Raw genomic sequence first — 17,106 nt, 5'->3', positions numbered from 1 at the left:
CGTGTTCGCCCCGGATTTCCCACACAGGAATCATTCCATGAGAAAATACCTGATCCTTGCCAGCCTGTTTCTGGCCGCCTGCAACCAGGCGGCAGATACGATCGCACCTGCCGGATCTCCGGCGGAGACAGACACAAATGGCGCCGCAGAGACTGAAGCGTCCGCTGCTTACAAGACGCTCGACGGTACGCCGCCGATCATTATTGCGCATCGCGGGGCCAGCGGCCTCTATCCCGAACACACGCTGAAAGCCTATCAAACGGCCATTGATCAGGGAGCTGACTTCATAGAGCCGGATCTGGTGATGACAAAGGACGGCGTGCTTGTTGCCAATCATGATGGGTATCTGTCTGACACGACGAATATCTCAGAGCATGCGGAGTTCGCCGACCGCAAGACCGTTCGCAAGACTCCGATGGGGGATCTTGATGACTGGTGGTCGGATGATTTCACACTGGCAGAACTGAAAACGCTGAAAGCCATCCAGCGCGTCGAAGGCCGCTCGCATGAGCATGACGGCCAGTATGACATCGCGACCTTTGACGAAATCATTGATCTGGTTCTCGAAAATGCTGAAGCAGGCCGCCCGGTCGGCCTGCACATCGAAGCCAAATGGCCCGCGAACTTCTCCGCTGCCGGGCTCGACATGGTCGACCCAATCCTCAACACGATCAGGGAACGCGGCCTGGTCGAAGCAGGCATTCCGATCTTCATACAATGCTTCGAGCCGACCTTCCTCGCCCAAGTCGCTGCCAAGAGTGACCTGCCTTTGATCCAGAACCTTGTCGGCCCGCCCTATGCCGCACTGCTGGGCCTCGACATGAAGCTGGAAGATATCCCCACAATGGGCGTCGGCGCTCACAAGGCGATGATTCTCACGCCGGAGGGCGGCACGACCGATTATGTCGCCCGTGCCCATGAACTCGGTAAAATCGTGCACGTCTACACCGTCCGCGACGATGAACCCGCTGAAGGCTTCGACTCTGCGGAACAGGAACTGAAAGTCCTGATCGAGGCGGGTGTCGACGGCATCTGGACTGACTATCCCGAGACAGCAATCAATGTTCGCGACGAGGCTGAGTAGTCGCTGAAGAAACAAGCACGGCAGAAGCCGGGCCTACTCCCTGACGGGGCTGGCGATCCAGAAGGGTCGTCAGCCTCCGCCTACGGATAAGTACGCACTTGCCAGGTTCCGCAAGATTCGGTATCCCGCCCGCATGCACAAGACCGCGACACGCTTCCAACAGCAGATTCAGCTTTCCAAGCTGGCGCATGCTTGTGCCTGGCGAATGCCCTGCTGACGACCTATCGTTACAGGGTGATCGACCGACAAGCCCCGCCACCCGGCGGGGCTTTCGTTTGGGTCCCGCCAGACTTTGAAGGAACTGGACCATGAGTTTTGAAACCGATGCCCATATCAAGGCGCTGACCAAGGCGTTCCGCGCCTGCACGCTGCCCAAGGAAAGATGGACCCACGCCGCCCATTGGGCCGGCGCGCTCTGCCTGCTGTCCGAGGATGAACACGCCGCTTTCCGTGACATGCCGGGAATGATCCGCGCCTTCAACGAATCTGTCGGCGGCCAGAACACCGACTGTGAAGGCTATCACGAGACCATTACCATCGCCTCACTGCGCGTGGCGGCCCATGCCCTGACGAGCGCGCCTGACGGCATGCCTTTGCATGAAATCCTGTCGCGCCTTCTGGCCGGTCCCTATGGAAAGCCTGACTGGCTGCTGGAATACTGGCGAAAGGATACGTTGTTCAACAAAAAGGCCCGGCGCGAATGGATCGAGCCGGACCTCAAGGATTTGCCATTCCCAAAGGCACCCGCATAGCGCGGGTGCCGTCAGGGGCATTTATTTAATGTCTTCTTCCAGCACCGTCATCTGGAACTGGTAAGAGGTCTCGCCCTCGTCCACATCCTTGTAAACAACGGCCAGAAATTCGGCGCCGAGATAGCATTCGACGGAATCATCGGTCTTGTCGCGGGCGACCAGGCGCAGGCCCGGATGCAGTTTTTCCTTGAGATAGGCTTCAAGGCGCAGCGTTTCTTCGCGCTCCATAATCGGGCTCCTTCAGGTCTTTTGGTTCGCGGCGCAACGTAGAGGTTTTCGATACGGTTGCAACCGCCATGCCTGTAAATCAGCTGCGCTCTGCTTCCAGCGCGCAATGGGCCGAAAGGCTTTCCAGCACAGTCTCAAACCGGCTCGGAAGCAAGCGCTGAAGTTCCGGCTTGTCGATCTGGTTGCACTCCATCAGGGACAGCACCATCGCGGTCTCATCCTGGATCATTTCCATATTTTCCAGAGCTTCCCGGCTCGCACCGGCCTGACGCAGGGCGATACCATTCTCGCGCGCAGCAATATGGCGAACCGTCAAATTCCAGGCGAGCGGAAGGATGTCGTCGATCCGCTTGGTATGGTCCAGCGCCGCAGGCCAATCCTCATCCAGAATGTGAATGAAACCGATATTCTCTTCAGTATAGGCAACGCCAACTTGTGTCGCGCCCCGCTCGGCCCGGATACGCGCGGCGATGCGAAGTTCCGACAAGGCTTCCTGCAGGGCTTCTTCATAGAGGCGCCCTTCCGGCAGCTGGCGTTGGGCAGCAAGGGCCACCAGAGTTGTCCCGACGCCGTGATGCGCCATCTGTTCCTGTTCCAGCGTGATGTCTTCAGGATCGGCCAGGATCAAATGCGCCGCCTCGCTGAAGGCCCGATAGGCCAGCAACGCATCCCCCCGCTTGCGCAGGCACTGGCCTTTCCAGAGCAGCAGCATCGGCTCATCCAGATCACGGGCACTCGCCTGGTTCACATAGTCCACAACGGTGGAGCAGCCACCATTCCAGACAAGGGACGCATCATTGGCATCGCGGTATTCCAGCATGGCGAGCCCCGCTGCCCCGATCGCCTGATCGGATAATTGCTCGGCATCCATGAGTTGCTGAAAGGCTGCGCGAACATCGCTCGACTCGACCTCGCCGCCCCAGTCGTTCAATGCCGCTTGCAGCAGCAGGTGCTCTTCATCCTTCAGCAGGCGAACTTCCCCATCATCGGCGCGCAGCACCATGCTGACCACTTGGGACGTCACATCATTCATCGTCTTCCCAAGCACATGGCTGCGCGCGATAGAGATGGCGCGGTCCTTGTAAGCCGCAATCTGGCGGGCAGATCCGGCCTGTTGGAGTTCGCGGGAAAGCTCGCCCTGACGACGGGCAGACTCATTCTCTTCGCGGATAGCCACCAGCTGAGCCTGCGTCGATTCCCGCTGGCGGCTGGCTTCCCCTGCCACAATGCGCAGGTTTATCTCGTTGAGGCGCGCTTGATAGGCATATTCGGATTTCAGCCCCTGTAGCGCCATATAGAAATAGATCACGCTGCCGACCGCGATCACCGCCGCCGTCACCAGCAGAACCGCCAGTGCCCGAATCAGGAAGCGAAAGGCTTTCTGCTCGCCTTGCAACTCACGAAGCAGGTCCAGTGACGTAACCGGAGTCTTGCCGATATCTGATTGCGGGCTCATGCCGGGCTCCTGTGAGCGAGAATGGGCGTGTCGGCTCCGTCCCAGACAGTTGGTCCGAATACGGGCTCCAGCAACAGACGAAGGCCGGTGTCTGCATCATCCTCCCGAATGAACGCCTCGGCGATCAGGAGTTTGATCCGCATCTGCCGTTTGCGCCACATGCGCAGCGCCGCGCCAATGGCGGTCGCCACGAAAAAATTGGACGCGCCGATCATGCGTTCCGGATTCTCCGCAAACAAATCCTCACCGAATGGCAGGGGATAATGCCCGAGCAGAGTGGAGATGAAGACACTGAAAGATACGAGTGCCATGAAGATCGCCCCGAGCAAGAGATAGCGGTTGAGCCGCGCCTCTGCCTTCAATTCAGCCCGGTGGTGGCTGATCAGGGGGCTGATCGTTTTCATCCGCTAGTCCCTGTCCCTCGCCACTCGGAAGCCGATCCCGTCATCGCGCCCAGTGTCCGGAAACCCGTCACGAAACGCTGAGCGCACATAGGAGGGCACCTTCTCCCAACTGCCACCCCGTACCGCTCGGGTGCGGCATCCCGGTTCGTCATAAATGGTCGCCGTGCCGAACCGCCCCAGATACGACCGCACGCTGCAATCGGCGATCCATTCGGCGACATTGCCATGCATCTCGTGCAGGCCGAAAGCATTCGGGGGATAATAGCCCGCAGGCATCGGACGGCGTGGCCATGTGCCTTTGGGGCTGCCATTATAGACCCGTGATGCGTTGAAATTTGCTTGTGAGTCCCTGAGCGTCTCGCCGGTATGGAAAGGCGTGGTTGTGCCCGCCCGCGCCGCATATTCCCACTCGGCCTCGCTCAACAGGCGATAAGGCTCGCCCTCCACGCGAGTGTTCAGCCAGTCGATATAGGCCATCGCCTCAACCCAGGTGATATTGATCACCGGGATTGCTGGTTGCTGCCACTGATCGCTGCGTGTTTCGTCGCTCGCTTCATTGCCAACGCACCCTCCGGCCGCGATGCACGTATTGATCTGCCCCCAGGTGATCTCGGTTGCGGAAGCCGCAAAGGGTTCAATCGTGGCGCGCCATTGCGGGCCTTCATTATCCTTGCGCTCTTTCTCTCCGTCAGGTGAGCCCATCAGGAATTCGCCACCCGGAATGGCCACCATTTCCGGGCAATCGGGGCAGTCCCGGAACTTGCGTTCGGAAATGTCCCCGCCCAGTGTGGCCGCATTGAAAGCCGCTGCGCGAAGCAGGCTGGAAACTTCCGTGAAGGCGGGCGTTGAAGCGCCGCCGCCTGTCTCTGCCGTGGCACCGCCTGCGCTACGCGCGGACGAGTTGCGCGCGCCATGCGGTGGCAGGCGGGGCGAGTTGCTGATCGGCGCCGGCTCGGGCGCTGCGCCGCCATCACATCCAGCAAAGCAGAAATCAGCGCCTGTAAGGCCGGAATTGTAGAAAGGAGTCTGCAGGCCGTTGGTGGACTGGTTCACGCGATCCGCAACGCGTTTGAAAACCTGTTCAGCGATCAGATTCTGCTGACCAATCGTCTCGGCCAGCGCCAGGGCAAAGGTCGAATTTCCGCCCTCGCCATCATAGGCGACAAAGCCGGGCGCCGTGGAATAGGAAATGAGCAGGCCGCGCGCAGGCTTCACCTCGGCCAGTCCGCCGGCAGCGCTGCGCGTTGCGCTGGGCAACGGATTGTCGCGACAGGCATCGAGAATGACAAAATTCACCGCATTGCCGGCGTGTTCGACGTAGCGCAACGCATCGCCGAGACGCGGGGCCTGACGCCATATGTCCTGCTCTGAACGGGCATTGGCGTCCACCGGGACGAGATAGTTCAGCCCCTGCGACTGCACGCCATGCCCGGCATAATAGATCAGGCCGACGGAGGCCGGTCCGCCAGCTTTGAGCCGCGCGCCATGACTGGCAAAGGCCTGCTCCATTTTTTCTTCAGTGCCATCCAGCACCAGATCGACGGAAAAGCCGACCTTGCCGAGCGTGTCCGCCATGAGCCAGGCGTCTCTTGCCGGATTGGCGAGCTGCCACCCGGTCTGCTGGTAGCCTGAATTCCCTATGATCAGGGCGTATCGAGGGGGATCGCCGCTTTCGGCCAAGGCAAATGGGCCCAGTATCAGGCATAGGAAAGCTGTCAGTACGGTCCGAAGCATTGCGGGCGTCCCCTTCCGCTGGTCGCTACATCGTCCCCCGAGCGCGCAGTGTTAACTAACCCCAATTCCCGGTTTGAGAAAAGGGGTCAGCTGGACCGATTTGCCAAAAGCCGGATCAGGCCTTGCCGGGACGTTGGGCAGCTTCCGGCTGTACCGCCAGCAATTTTGCCTGTCCGACCCAGTCATCGCGCTGGATACGGCCCTTGAAATGCTCGAGCTTGTCATCGACCCACTTGATCTCGTCCGGGCCCCATTCGGCAATCTGCCAGAAATAGAACACGCCGATTTCATTGAGCAATTCGGCCAGCATCGGGCCAATCCCGTTGATGCGCTCAAGATCGTCATCCTGACCGAAAGCGGCGCTGACCAGCAAGTTCGCCTTGTCATCCGGCCGACGGGCCGCCGCGATGGGATCGACGCCTCGGCGAACCTCAACTGTGCGGACGGTTTCAGCTGCAGCCGGAGGAGGAGGGGGTGGAGGCGGCGGTGGTGGCGCAGCCGGAGGCGTTTCGGCTTTTGGCGTGAAATGCGCCTGAGACAGCGGCACGCGCTGGCTATAGTCGATTTCGGTGCGGGAATAGGCCGTTTCCTGCAGGGTGCGCACCATATGGTGCATCGCGGCCATGCCATATTCGATGGAGGTCAACCGATCCTCGACGGCGCCCATGTTCAAGCGGGCCTCCATCTTGCGCAGTGAATTGGTGACGCTGGACAGGTCAGGATCCTGCAAGTTGAGGACAGATTCCTGAAGCGCAGCGAGACGACGTTCCAGCGGCGCAACATCGGGAAGCGACTGCATGTCGATGCGGAGCGCTGCCATCGACGATTCGAAGTTGGCGAGACGCGCCTGGATTGGCGTCAGGTCCACGGGCGTACGGTCCATCACCGACACATGGGCTTCGAGCGCCGCCAGTTTCGAATGCAGAGCTGCGGTGCCCCCCTCAAGATCGGCAAGTTTGTTATGGGTGATCCGCACATGGTCAGGTGCGCTCTTCATATCACGCTCGATCTGGCGAAGCGTTTCAGTAACCGGACCCAGATCAATTTCGGTCTGGAACAGCTCACCAATGGCGGTTTCAAGACGGGCCAACCGGTCACGCAGGCTGTCGACATCCGGCACGCGCAGCGACGCGAGCGACGACGACAAGGTCTGCAGACGGATGGTCATGCTTTCATTGTCTGCCTTGCGCTGGGCATCCAGCCCTTCCGCAAATTCGGCGAGGCGCGCCTCCATCTGGCCAAAATCACTGCGGATCGGCTCAATATCCGTCATCGGCACGTCGAGATTTTCGAGTGCCAGTTCAAGCCGGGCAAGACCACTATGGATAGGCCCCAGATCAACTTCCGGCACTTCAGGAAATGCCGGCATTTCCTGTGGCTCTGAATTGACCAGAACGTTCACATTGTCCTCGATCCTCGACAGGCGTGCCTCCAGGCTTTCGAGGTCAGTGTTCTTCAACTGCCCCACGGCCATGTCGAGATCCGCCAGCCGCGAAATGACGGGGTCAAAGCTGGACCCGCTATCGGTGAGCCGGGTCTCAATAGATTCAAGGCGGGAATTGATCGGAGATACGTCAGGGATGGGCAAAGCCGTCAGACGGTCGCCAAGACTGTGAATATTGGCGTGAAACTCATCTCGCGTGACAGGCGCGGGCAAACTTGAAAGGCGCTCCTCTATAGCCGCAAAATGCGCGAGCAGGTCATCGCGGGTCACACCGGACCGCATTTCCGAAAGCGCGCTGGTCTCCATCAGCTCTTCATAGCTCTCGGTGACATCCTCATAGCGATTGCGCATCCACCAATAGGCCAGCATTGCGCCCGCCAATGCGGCGAACAACATGAGCAGCAAGATCTGGATGAGAAGAAACCACATGATGTTTACTTTCGACGTATCAGGAGGAAATCATTCGGAAACACGGATCACCCGTATCTCTATTCGGCGGTTCAGGGCGCGACCCTGAGCGGTCGTGTTCGGCGCGACGGGGCTGGCATCGCCATAGCCGGTCGCGACCAGCCGGTTCTGCGGTACTCCCCGCGCGATCAGCGCGTTGCGGACTGCCTCGGCACGCGCCTGGCTCAACTGGCGGTTGGTTTCAGCCAGACCCGTGCTGTCCGTGTAGCCCGCAATGCGGAGCGAACCGGGACATGCTCGAACGGCTTCCGCCACATCATCCAGCAGACTGGCGCTTCCGGCTCCGATGACTGCGCTGGAGGACTGAAACTCGATCCGCGCATCACCCAACAGGTCGGACAGCGAGGACTCGCAGGAATCCACGGCCTCACGTGAAATGATATCGACCGCCCCGACTTCGCCCATGGGGACGGGCGCCAGCGCAATGTCGCGGACCGTCGCCGCATCCGCGGCAGGCAGTTCACAGCTGAGCGAGAAGCGGTTTGTGTTGAAGCCCGACACGCCGCGATCACAACGCGAAACCGTGTCCACGCCGCGCAGGGCAATTTCGAGGAAGCCGTCGGGTGACGGGTCATTGGTGATAGACAAGCTGTCCTGCACGGACACGATACGCGGCGGATCGATTTCCGTACGGGCCGCCGCGACTACCTGCTCCCGAACCGTATTGTTTGGCATGTCGCCGTCCAGCGTCAGCACTCCATTCGCGACCCGGAACGACCAGTTGATGCTGCTGGCGGAGGCCGTCTCGCCCAAACCAGCCCAGTCGAATCCGTCGCGCACGCGTGTGACGGGCCTTGCCATTCCGAGCAGGGTCGAAGCACGCGCCTCGCGCACAGCGGCGAGGGCTCCTTCGGCGGCCTGCCGACTTGGCGGGCGGCCTTCCAATGTCACCCACTGGCCGGACACACGCGGCCGGGCCCAGGCCGCATCAATATCTGCAAGTGCCTGAGCAGCAGCGCGTTCGGTTGAAAGCTGAATGACACCAAACGCAAATGGCCAGAGTGCAAACGCCATGAGCAAGCCCAACGCGATGATTGGCGCGCCACCATACGGGACAAATGGCAGCCGGTCGCTCTGTGCCCGACGCACCTTGCGCGTGCGCAGAAGCCGGCCTTCGGTGCTGGTGTTCTCACTCAAACTGCCGCCCTCGATTCACATGCAATCAACGCCCCACCCGATACCGGGCATTGCGCTAAACATTATCTGAAACAGAGGCGTGCAACAACATTCCGATCCCGAAATGAAACGCTGGTAGAGACAATAAAGCTGCCAAAACTTGCTACAATTCAGCCGTGACGAGAGTTGTATTCACCGCGAACGCCTGTCAGGCGAAACTTGGGATTACTTGCCCATCTCGTCGGGAATCGTCTGGTCCATGGTCTGGGCCGGATGACAGCAGGATGGACCGCTGACAATCCGGGCCGGAACGCCCGCAACGGTGCACTTGGCGGGCACATCTTTCAGCACGACACTGCCGGCCGCAACCTTGGCTTCGTCACCGATATGGATGTTGCCCAGAACCTTGGCGCCGACCGAAAGCAAGACACCCTTGCCGATCTTCGGATGGCGGTCGCCGACTTCCTTGCCTGTACCGCCCAATGTCACACCGTGCAGGAGCGAACAGTCGTCGCCAACAATCGCTGTTTCACCAATCGTGATGCCGGACGCATGGTCCAGCATGACGCCGGTACCGATGCGGGCGGCGGGGTGAATGTCGACGCCGAACAGTTCCGAAGCGCGGCTCTGGAAATGGAAGGCCAGCGTTTCACGGCCTTCGCGCCAAAGATGATTGGCGACGCGATAGGTCTGAAGCGCGAGGAACCCCTTGAAGTAGAGGAAGGGTTGAAGCATGCCCCGGCAAGCCGGATCACGCTCGAGAACGGCCTGCATGTCGGCTTCCGCCGCAGTCACCAGAGAGCGGTGGGTATCATAGGTATCGCTGAGGATATGGCGCACCTGCTGGGTGCTCATGACCGGGCTCTTGAGCTTTTCAGCCAGATGAAATGACAGCGCCTGACACAAGGTTGAATGCGCCAGGATCGCGGAGTTCAGATAGCTCGACAGGGTCGGCTCATCCGCAGCAGCAGCGCGCGCTTCAAAACGCAGGCGGTTCCAGGCGGGCGCCGGGGCGCCGATATCCGGGTTCTCTGGCATGTCTCTTCCTTCCAGTCCCTGACTAAACGAGATGGGCGATTTTTGCCCGAGTGCAAGTGTTGGCAGCCAATTACTCAGCCGGCATTTCCGAGCGGTTAAACACATGACGCATCGCGGTGCGAACGGGTTTTGCTGTCGTGATGCGGAATATTGCGGGCGTGAAATACAGCGCCAGCAGCGCCGACCCACCAACTCCGCCTGAAATTCCCGCTGCCAGCGGCATCCAGAAAGAGTCCCCAGTCAGCAGGATCGGCACAAAACCACCCATGGTCGTCAGCGTCGTTGCCACGATGTGCCGGGTGGCATCCACGACCACTTCGCGCTGGGCAATCACATCGTCGGCCATCGCTGCGGGATTGGCTCTCAACAGGGACAAGACCACAATCGAGCCGTTGATCGCGATCCCGAACAAGCCAAGCCCGCCAATGATGGCGTTGAAACCAAATGGCAGATTGAACAGCCAGACGCCGAAGAAGGCGAAACCGAGCGACAAGAAACCGGAGGCAAGCACAAGCAGCATCATGCGGAACGAGTTGAACACAAGCATGATCGCGCCCGCCATCACCATGACAAGCGGCACACCTACGGCGGCAAGATTGCCAACCGCATCCCTGGAGTTTTCTGCCTCGCCACCGACGACGACTTCATACCCTGCTGGCACATGAAAGCCGGTTTCCGCGAAACGGGCCTGATAGTCTTCCAGCACCGGTGCCGGCAGTGTGTAGGGGTCCAGATAGGCCAGGATCTGATTCATCCGCTGGCCGTTCCGGCGCGTGATGACCGCTGTCTCCGGAACGAGCGTAACCTCGCCCAATGCGGAGATCGGTGTGCCTGAACCATTGCCAACCGTTGCCGAGCGCAAATCTGACATGCCGGACCGGCGCGACATCGGCGCGATGACTTTCACGGGCAATTCCTCGGTGCCTTCAAGGACCGATCCAGCCCGGACACCTTCGAGTTCTGCGCTAAGGTCTGCCGCAATATCAGTCAGGCGCTCGCCCGCCATTGCAGAGGCGGCTTCATCGGCCTGCAAGCGCATGGTCGGCGCGCCAAGCTCCAGCGAAGCCACGGTGTAGGTAACTCCGGGGGTTTGTCCGAGCACGGCGCGTGTCTGGTCCCCAATCATATTCAGCGTGTCAAAGTCATTCCCCATGATGCGGAACTCAATCGGCGCATCCGCAGGCGGGCCCTGTTCGAATGGCAGCGCCAGGAAACGGGCGCTCGGAAATTCTTCGCGCACCCTGCGCTGGACTTCTCCGACGATTTCATGCGTCCGCTCATTCGAATCCAGCTGGACCCAGCCAGACGCAAAGCCTTCGACGCCTTCGGTATTGTTGATGATATTGTAATAGACGCGCGGAGAGGGCTGGCCGAGCACCCATGTCACATCCTCGACCCCCTCGATGCCACTGATCATCTCGGTCGCGCGATGGACCAAATCAACCGTATCGTGGATGTCGGCCTCGGGCGAGAGTTGCAGCGACACTTGAAACTGGTCACGTTCCGTTTGCGGAAAGAATTGTGATGGCAATTGACCAACGAGCCAGAAGCCGAACACCGCAGGGGCGACACCGGCCAGAATACCAAGCGGCGGATAGCGCAGCACCATCTCAATAGAGGCGCGATAACCATCGGAAATGAAATCATTGGTGAAGCCGTCGCGCCACCATCGACGCGGCCGCTTTGCATGCCCCGTCTCCAAGCCCCGCTTGCGGTCAAACCAACCGGCCATGGCCGGGATGACGGTAATGGATACCACGAAGGAGGCTGTAATCGAGAACACGACTGACAGGCCGATCATGCCGACGAACTCTCCTGCCCCGCCGGGCAGCATGGCGATGGGCGCGAAAGCAAGCGCCGTTGTCAGGGTGGAGGCCGCGAGCGGTGCTGCCAGATGATTCAGGCTCTTGCGGATCGCTTCGAAACGGTTCTGCCCCTTGGCGCGCAACTGGTCGAATTCGTCCACCACAACGATCGCATTGTCGATCAACAGGCCAAGTGAAATGACAAGCCCCGTCACCGACATCTGGTGCAGCGGGTGACCAAAAAGACTGAACAGGATCAGCACGAGGCTAACCGTCAACGGGATGGCCATGCCGACCACGATGGCCGAACGCCACCCCATCGTGACGAACAGGACGAGGACGACGATGAAGGCGGAAAACAACAGGCTCTGCGCAAGACCGTTAAGGCGGTCATTGGTGTAGAGACTCTGGTCGAAGATTGTCTCGACCTTGAGTCCTGGCGGCGCGGATGCCGCAAAATTTTCAGATATCTCACGCGCACCTTCAGCCCATTTATCGACGCGCTGGCCTGGCGAAATATAGACCCCGACCATGACCGTGCGGAGATTGTTCTCATAGGCCTGCTGAGTGGACGGATCGGCAAAGCCCTTCTCAACCCGGGCCACATCGGCCACGCGAACAGCCGATCCGTCGGCACGTTGCAAGAGCGGAACCTGGCGAACACGGGATATGCCATCGAATTCACCCCCGACCTCAAAGCCGATCGTGCCGCCTTCACCGCGCAAGCGGCCCGCTGGTGTCTTGCTGTCAGCCGAGGCGATCAATGCCGCGGCCTGCCGGAAAGACAGGCCGGATGCCGAAAGCGCTTGTGGGTCGACGACAACGCGCACTTCCTCGACGGGCATGCCATAGGTTTCGGTTTCTTCTGTTCCGGGCAGGCGTTGAAACTGGTCTTCGAGATCAAGCGCGAGACGCCGCATGACGGTCAGCGGCGGATCTCCCTCGCCGGTCCATGTCAGGCCCACCACAAGCGTCGCGGCGCCGACATAGAGGCGTTCGACTTCGGGCGTGCCGACGCCTGAGGGGAACTGCGCACGGGCCTCCTCAACCTGCCCTCGGATCAGAGTCCAGGTATCATCGACTTCGGCTTCGGACAGGTCTTCCCGAATTTCGACCCGGACCTGCGAGAAGCCCGACCTGCTGGTCGAGGTTACATCTTCGATTTCGGGCAATTCCATCAGCGCCGCTTCAACCGGTTCTGTTATCAGCGCCTCGATCCGCTCAGCGTCTGCGCCGGGGAATGGCGTCAGCACATAGCCATAGCGTTCAATCAGGGTCGGGTCTTCCTGACGCCCCAAAGTCAGCATCGCGCCCAGTCCGCCAATCAGGACTACGAGAATGGCAAGGATCGCCAGGCGCGGCAATTTGAAGAAGAGTGTCGACATCGGGTCTAGCCACCATTCACGGTGGAGGCGCGGTGAACATCCCGCGGCTCAACCGGCAAGCCAGGCACAATACGCTGCAGGCCATTGGTGATGACGCGCTCGCCATCCGTCACCGCGCCGCGCACGAAAGCGCGGTCACCATCAGTATGCACCATTTCGACCGGGCGCGTTGCAACCTGCCAGCCTGAGCCGACCGGCTCCGCCACATAGATAGTCCAGAGGCCGCGAGAGGCCGTCGACAATGCTTTCACCGGAACCCAGAAGCCCGGCTCGTCTATATTCCGCTCCATGGTCAGACGGACCACAGCGCCGGAAGCGACGATTTCGGCATCATTGATCTCGAACACAGCTGCGACCGTGCGCTGCGCCGGGTCGATCACGCCGGTCACGCTACGCAAGACGGCCTCAACCGCCCCTGTATCGGCCTGCAAAGTATACGCATCTCCAGGTATCAGACGCGCCGCGCTGTTGGCGGGTAGCCCGATGCGCGCTTCAAGATGCGCCGCTTCGACCAAGTCCAGAATCGGCTGGCCCGCGCCGGCAATCGCGCCTTCATCCGACCTGCGCGCCGTGACCACGCCATCGAACGGCGCCGGGATGCGGGACAGGTCAATCTGGACACGGAAAATATCGGCTTGCGCCTTGGCCGCTTCGACTCGGGCCAGCGCAGTATTCGCCTGGGCTTCGGCTTCATCGACCGCCTGCTGGGATACATGGCCTTGCATCTTGAGGGTACGTTGTCGCTCGACCGTGCTCAGGGCGAGAGAGTGCGCAGCGCGCGCCTCTTCGACCACAGCGGTGGCAGACGCGAGCTGGGCGCGCAGGCCGCGCGTGTCGAGGCTTGCCAGAATGCTGCCCCGCTTGACGCGGTCGCCCACATCAACGGCAATGGTCTCGATACGGCCACCAGTGGAAAAGCCCAGCGCAGAATTGCGTCGCGCTTCGGCAAGGCCGGAATAGGTTTCGTTCAGCGTGAAGGCCGTGGTCAACTCGACTGGCGCGACCTGCACCGCCATTGGCTCAGGCGCGACCGTAGCCACTTTGGGCCCCTCCTTGCTGCGCAACTGCGTCGCAGCCAGCACAAGGCCGCCGCAAACGAGCAACAGGATAATGAAGAAGAACAGCCCCTTCAGGGCCGTCGGCCGTTTGTCACGTGCGGTATCTCCGGCGGTGTGATCAATGTCGGTCATGGGTTTTGTCCTGACAGGCGGCCACTTCCAGTCCCGGCAGCAGGCTTTAGCAGCCCACGGATCTGAAGATCGGCATGGAATTCAATGAAGTCTGTTGCGGTCATCGGCTGTTGGTTCGGGACGAGCTGATGGAATTGCGGCATGTGGATGAGCAATTGCGCGAGCCCGTGAGAGGCGGCCCAGATTGATTTGGCCGCCATGACGGGATCAAGCGAGGGATCAAAAACCTCAAGCTCCTGCCCTTCAGTGACCATACTGATCAGCACACCAAAGGCCTGTCCTTTCTGAGACGCCACAAATCCGTCCCAGGATAATGGTGCGGCACAGCCTTCCGGGACGGTGCTCTGGATACTGGAAAAGGCTGCGGCGTAGTGGAAGGGGCGAGTTACTGCCGTCTCCACATAAGTTGCCACGCACGCCTTGGCGCGTTGCAGGAAAGGACGGTCTGCACTGGAGCTGCGATCAACCTTCTGAAGGAGCCGCTCGAAAAACGCCTCCTTCAACTCATCAATCAATTCGTCCTTCGAGCCGAAATACTTGTAGATTGCGGAGGGTGAGTAATCGATCTCATCGGCGAGCCGTCGAATTGACAAGCCGTTTTCGCCTTCCCTGGCGAAAACGCGCTCTGCAGCGGAAATAATTGATTCCCGCACGCGCAAGCGACGACGATCGGCTGGCGTCGCTTCGGAAGCGTTATCTGTCTGCATATGGCACATTACTCGCGCAAACCGTTCAGAAAGTGAACACTGTTCACTCTTGTACGCCTCCCCACGCAAATGCTCAAGCCTGCAATCGTTAAAGACCGCCTTTAAGAACGAGTCTCACCCTCCTATGTTGCCGCAATGACAAAGCGATTCCCTCCCGCCCCAGCCATTGCGACACCCATGCTGGCAACACGTCCAAGCGCCGAGGCGCGGCAGCTGCTCGCCTTGCGGCGCTCTGCCGGAAAACATTTCATTGGTGAGCCGGGGCCGTCTCCTGAGGCGCTGGATGAATTGCTCGAAATTGCCGCGCGGGTACCAGACCACCGCCGGATGACCCCTTGGCGGTTCATCGTATTTGAAGGAAAATCCCGCGAAGATTTCGGACAGGAGCTGGCGCGCATTCGGGGGGAAACGCTTGAAGGCGCTGAATCCCGGGATTTACTGGAAGCCGCCGGTCTTTTTCTGCGCGCGCCCGTGGTTGTCGCAGTGATATCTGCTCCAACGGATGACGGTCGCACGCCCGTCTGGGAACAGGAACTCTCCGCCGGAGCGGTTTGCTACAATCTGCTGCTCGCTGCGAATGCGAGCGGATGGGCCGGGGCCTGGCTAAGCGAATGGCCAGCCTTCGATAAGCAGGTTGCGGGACGTCTTGGCCTGTCCGAGACCGAACGGGTCGCCGGCTTCATCTATCTCGGAACCTCAAAAATATCCCCACCAGAACGCGGACGGGCGGATATGTCCAAACTCGTGACCCGCTGGACGCGCTAACCGCGACCACGATAGGACGCAACGCCTGTATCCGGAACGTGAAGTCCGGCAGGCACCTCGCCGGACTGCCAGAACACGTCGATCGGGATGCCACCGCGCGGGTACCAATATCCCGAAATACGCAACCAGGTCGCTTCCGTGAAATCGAAGATCTTCTTGCCGATGGAGACGGTGCAATCCTCATGGAAAGCGCCATGATTGCGGAAACTGGTAAGGTAGAGCTTCAGGCTCTTGGATTCCACCAGCCATTCGCCGGGCGCATAGTCGATTACAAGATGTGCGAAATCCGGCTGACCTGTCACCGGGCAAAGCGAGGTGAATTCGGGGGCCACGAAGCGTGTCAGATAGAGCGTGCCAGCATGCGGGTTGGGCACGCGCTCCAGCTGGGCGTCTTCCGGGTTTTGCGGTTGGAGGGTCTGCTGGCCGAGTTGGTCCAGGCCCTGATAGATCGGATTGTCAGCCATATTATAGGATCGCCGGTACGGGAATGAGATTGAAGGTCAATCCCATATAGAGCGCATAGCCCAAAAGGAGAACTGCTCCTTCCCAGCGGGCGATCAGCTTGCCCGTGATGGCAAACAGCGCCATCAACGCAACCGACAGGACGAGCGCTGACATGTCGCCGACACTGATCAGGCTGTGGCCCGCGCCAGAGGCCAATGCATCCGTTGTCACATCTCCACTCGGCATACTGCGCACGCTGAACGGGTGGACGAGAGCCGTCAGGCCGAGAATACCCAATATATTGAATATGTTGGAACCAATGATGTTGCCGAGCGCGACATCGGCCTTGCCGCGGAAAGCCGCAATGGCAGACGTGGCCAGCTCTGGCAGACTGGTCCCGACCGCCACGATAGAGAGCCCGATGACCGTCTCGCTGATGCCAAACTCTCGTGCAATGACTACGCCGCCGTCGACAAGCAGCTTCGCGCCGAACACCACGCCCACCAGGCCCGCCAGGGCAATGAATACCCCCTTCACCACGCCGTAATTGGCCTCAACCGTTTCGCCTTCCCCGGCGTGCATTTCAGCCACTTCGTCGCCAGCTGCCTGGTCGGCAAACACGGAGAAGGCAATATAGCCCAGCAAACATGCGACCAGCACAAATCCTGCAAGGCGTGAAAACAGGTCGAACCAGATCAACACGCACAGAAGGGCGGTAACAATGACCATGATCGATGTATCGCGCATCAGGGCGCGTGGATTGGTAATGATGGGATGGATCAGGGCCGCCACACCGAGCACGAGAAGGATATTGGCGATGTTGGAACCAACGACATTGCCAACCGCTATGCCGACGGCGCCTTCATTTATCGCGCGCAGACTGGTCACGAGTTCAGGAACCGACGTACCGAAACCGACCAGAGTGAGGCCTATGACCAGTTCGGAAATGTTGAGCTTACGCGCAACACTGACCGATCCGCGAACCAGCCCCTCCCCTCCAATAAACAGGAGGACGAGGCCGCCCAGAACCATCAGATATGTCATGAAAATCCCCACGGGAAAGATTGAAGTTGTAAATATGGGGGA

General features: G+C 60.0%; 15 protein-coding genes. 3 read left to right on the top strand and 12 right to left on the bottom strand.

Going from position 1 to position 17,106, the window contains the following annotated elements; genetic code table 11:
- The first annotated feature begins 37 nt into the window (after positions 1-37).
- Both CFA77_RS06235 and CFA77_RS06230 read left to right on the top strand, forming a co-directional pair.
- Entirely contained in the window at positions 38-1,084 is a 1,047-nt protein-coding gene (locus CFA77_RS06235) for a glycerophosphodiester phosphodiesterase family protein (RefSeq protein WP_206992714.1), read from the top strand.
- Positions 1,085-1,392: 308 nt separating this feature from the next.
- On the top strand, positions 1,393-1,836 hold the full coding sequence (locus CFA77_RS06230; RefSeq protein ID WP_206992713.1) for a hypothetical protein: 444 nt from the start codon (positions 1,393-1,395) through the stop codon (positions 1,834-1,836).
- Positions 1,837-1,857: 21 nt separating this feature from the next.
- On the opposite strand, the gene CFA77_RS06225 is transcribed toward CFA77_RS06230, so the two are convergent.
- From CFA77_RS06225 to CFA77_RS06180, 10 genes are all read right to left on the bottom strand, one after another.
- The gene (locus tag CFA77_RS06225; protein WP_206992712.1) at positions 1,858-2,064 is read right to left on the bottom strand and encodes a DUF3126 family protein; all 207 of its coding nucleotides are present in this window, start codon (positions 2,062-2,064) and stop codon (positions 1,858-1,860) included.
- 79 nt (positions 2,065-2,143) lie between these two features.
- Positions 2,144-3,520, bottom strand: coding sequence for a hypothetical protein (locus CFA77_RS06220; protein ID WP_206992711.1), 1,377 nt, complete (start codon positions 3,518-3,520; stop codon positions 2,144-2,146).
- On the bottom strand, positions 3,517-3,924 hold the full coding sequence (locus CFA77_RS06215) for a hypothetical protein (RefSeq protein WP_206992710.1): 408 nt from the start codon (positions 3,922-3,924) through the stop codon (positions 3,517-3,519). The genes CFA77_RS06220 and CFA77_RS06215 overlap by 4 nt, the downstream gene beginning before the upstream one ends.
- 3 nt (positions 3,925-3,927) lie before the next feature.
- Positions 3,928-5,658, bottom strand: a complete 1,731-nt coding sequence (locus CFA77_RS06210; RefSeq protein ID WP_206992709.1) for an SUMF1/EgtB/PvdO family nonheme iron enzyme — start codon at positions 5,656-5,658, stop codon at positions 3,928-3,930.
- Between the two features lie 115 nt (positions 5,659-5,773).
- The gene (locus tag CFA77_RS06205) at positions 5,774-7,531 is read right to left on the bottom strand and encodes a hypothetical protein (protein WP_206992708.1); all 1,758 of its coding nucleotides are present in this window, start codon (positions 7,529-7,531) and stop codon (positions 5,774-5,776) included.
- A 30-nt stretch (positions 7,532-7,561) separates the two neighbouring features.
- A complete protein-coding gene (locus CFA77_RS06200; protein WP_206992707.1) occupies positions 7,562-8,707 on the bottom strand; it encodes an OmpA family protein in 1,146 nt (381 codons plus the stop codon).
- A gap of 204 nt (positions 8,708-8,911) precedes the next feature.
- Positions 8,912-9,724, bottom strand: coding sequence for a serine O-acetyltransferase (cysE, locus tag CFA77_RS06195; protein WP_206992706.1), 813 nt, complete (start codon positions 9,722-9,724; stop codon positions 8,912-8,914).
- Positions 9,725-9,794: 70 nt separating this feature from the next.
- Positions 9,795-12,914, bottom strand: coding sequence for an efflux RND transporter permease subunit (locus tag CFA77_RS06190; RefSeq protein WP_206992705.1), 3,120 nt, complete (start codon positions 12,912-12,914; stop codon positions 9,795-9,797).
- Between the two features lie 5 nt (positions 12,915-12,919).
- Positions 12,920-14,104, bottom strand: coding sequence for an efflux RND transporter periplasmic adaptor subunit (locus CFA77_RS06185; protein WP_206992704.1), 1,185 nt, complete (start codon positions 14,102-14,104; stop codon positions 12,920-12,922).
- The gene (locus CFA77_RS06180; protein ID WP_206992703.1) at positions 14,101-14,811 is read right to left on the bottom strand and encodes a TetR/AcrR family transcriptional regulator; all 711 of its coding nucleotides are present in this window, start codon (positions 14,809-14,811) and stop codon (positions 14,101-14,103) included. Before CFA77_RS06180 ends, CFA77_RS06185 begins: the two co-directional genes overlap by 4 nt.
- Before the next feature lie 177 nt (positions 14,812-14,988).
- Here CFA77_RS06180 and CFA77_RS06175 point away from each other — a divergent pair, with 177 nt between their 5' ends.
- Positions 14,989-15,576 (top strand): nitroreductase, encoded by a 588-nt coding sequence (locus CFA77_RS06175; protein WP_242517504.1) that lies wholly within the window; start codon positions 14,989-14,991, stop codon positions 15,574-15,576.
- Here CFA77_RS06175 and queF read toward each other — a convergent pair.
- Both queF and CFA77_RS06165 read right to left on the bottom strand, forming a co-directional pair.
- Positions 15,573-16,040: a preQ(1) synthase gene (gene queF, locus CFA77_RS06170; protein ID WP_206992701.1), complete on the bottom strand. Its 468-nt coding sequence runs from the start codon at positions 16,038-16,040 to the stop codon at positions 15,573-15,575. The genes CFA77_RS06175 and queF overlap by 4 nt on opposite strands.
- 1 nt (position 16,041) lies before the next feature.
- Entirely contained in the window at positions 16,042-17,064 is a 1,023-nt protein-coding gene (locus CFA77_RS06165) for a calcium/sodium antiporter (RefSeq protein WP_206992700.1), read from the bottom strand.
- Between the last annotated feature and the right edge of the window lie 42 nt (positions 17,065-17,106).

It is taken from the genome of Hyphomonas sp. KY3, from assembly GCF_017309975.1.
Lineage (GTDB): Bacteria > Pseudomonadota > Alphaproteobacteria > Caulobacterales > Hyphomonadaceae > Hyphomonas.
Note: the sequence above shows the minus strand (reverse complement) of the source record. Positions and strands in the feature narration are given on the sequence as shown.

What these genes read in the sequence shown, in the direction of transcription:
- queF (WP_206992701.1), bottom strand. Translation starts at nt 16,040, where the DNA reads ATGGCTGACAATCCGATCTATCAGGGCCTGGACCAACTCGGCCAGCAG.
- CFA77_RS06190 (WP_206992705.1), bottom strand. Translation starts at nt 12,914, where the DNA reads ATGTCGACACTCTTCTTCAAATTGCCGCGCCTGGCGATCCTTGCCATT.
- CFA77_RS06205 (WP_206992708.1), bottom strand. Translation starts at nt 7,531, where the DNA reads ATGTGGTTTCTTCTCATCCAGATCTTGCTGCTCATGTTGTTCGCCGCA.
- CFA77_RS06225 (WP_206992712.1), bottom strand. Translation starts at nt 2,064, where the DNA reads ATGGAGCGCGAAGAAACGCTGCGCCTTGAAGCCTATCTCAAGGAAAAA.
- CFA77_RS06180 (WP_206992703.1), bottom strand. Translation starts at nt 14,811, where the DNA reads ATGCAGACAGATAACGCTTCCGAAGCGACGCCAGCCGATCGTCGTCGC.
- CFA77_RS06215 (WP_206992710.1), bottom strand. Translation starts at nt 3,924, where the DNA reads ATGAAAACGATCAGCCCCCTGATCAGCCACCACCGGGCTGAATTGAAG.
- CFA77_RS06165 (WP_206992700.1), bottom strand. Translation starts at nt 17,064, where the DNA reads ATGACATATCTGATGGTTCTGGGCGGCCTCGTCCTCCTGTTTATTGGA.
- cysE (WP_206992706.1), bottom strand. Translation starts at nt 9,724, where the DNA reads ATGCCAGAGAACCCGGATATCGGCGCCCCGGCGCCCGCCTGGAACCGC.
- CFA77_RS06175 (WP_242517504.1), top strand. Translation starts at nt 14,989, where the DNA reads ATGCTGGCAACACGTCCAAGCGCCGAGGCGCGGCAGCTGCTCGCCTTG.
- CFA77_RS06220 (WP_206992711.1), bottom strand. Translation starts at nt 3,520, where the DNA reads ATGAGCCCGCAATCAGATATCGGCAAGACTCCGGTTACGTCACTGGAC.
- CFA77_RS06210 (WP_206992709.1), bottom strand. Translation starts at nt 5,658, where the DNA reads ATGCTTCGGACCGTACTGACAGCTTTCCTATGCCTGATACTGGGCCCA.
- CFA77_RS06185 (WP_206992704.1), bottom strand. Translation starts at nt 14,104, where the DNA reads ATGACCGACATTGATCACACCGCCGGAGATACCGCACGTGACAAACGG.
- CFA77_RS06235 (WP_206992714.1), top strand. Translation starts at nt 38, where the DNA reads ATGAGAAAATACCTGATCCTTGCCAGCCTGTTTCTGGCCGCCTGCAAC.
- CFA77_RS06230 (WP_206992713.1), top strand. Translation starts at nt 1,393, where the DNA reads ATGAGTTTTGAAACCGATGCCCATATCAAGGCGCTGACCAAGGCGTTC.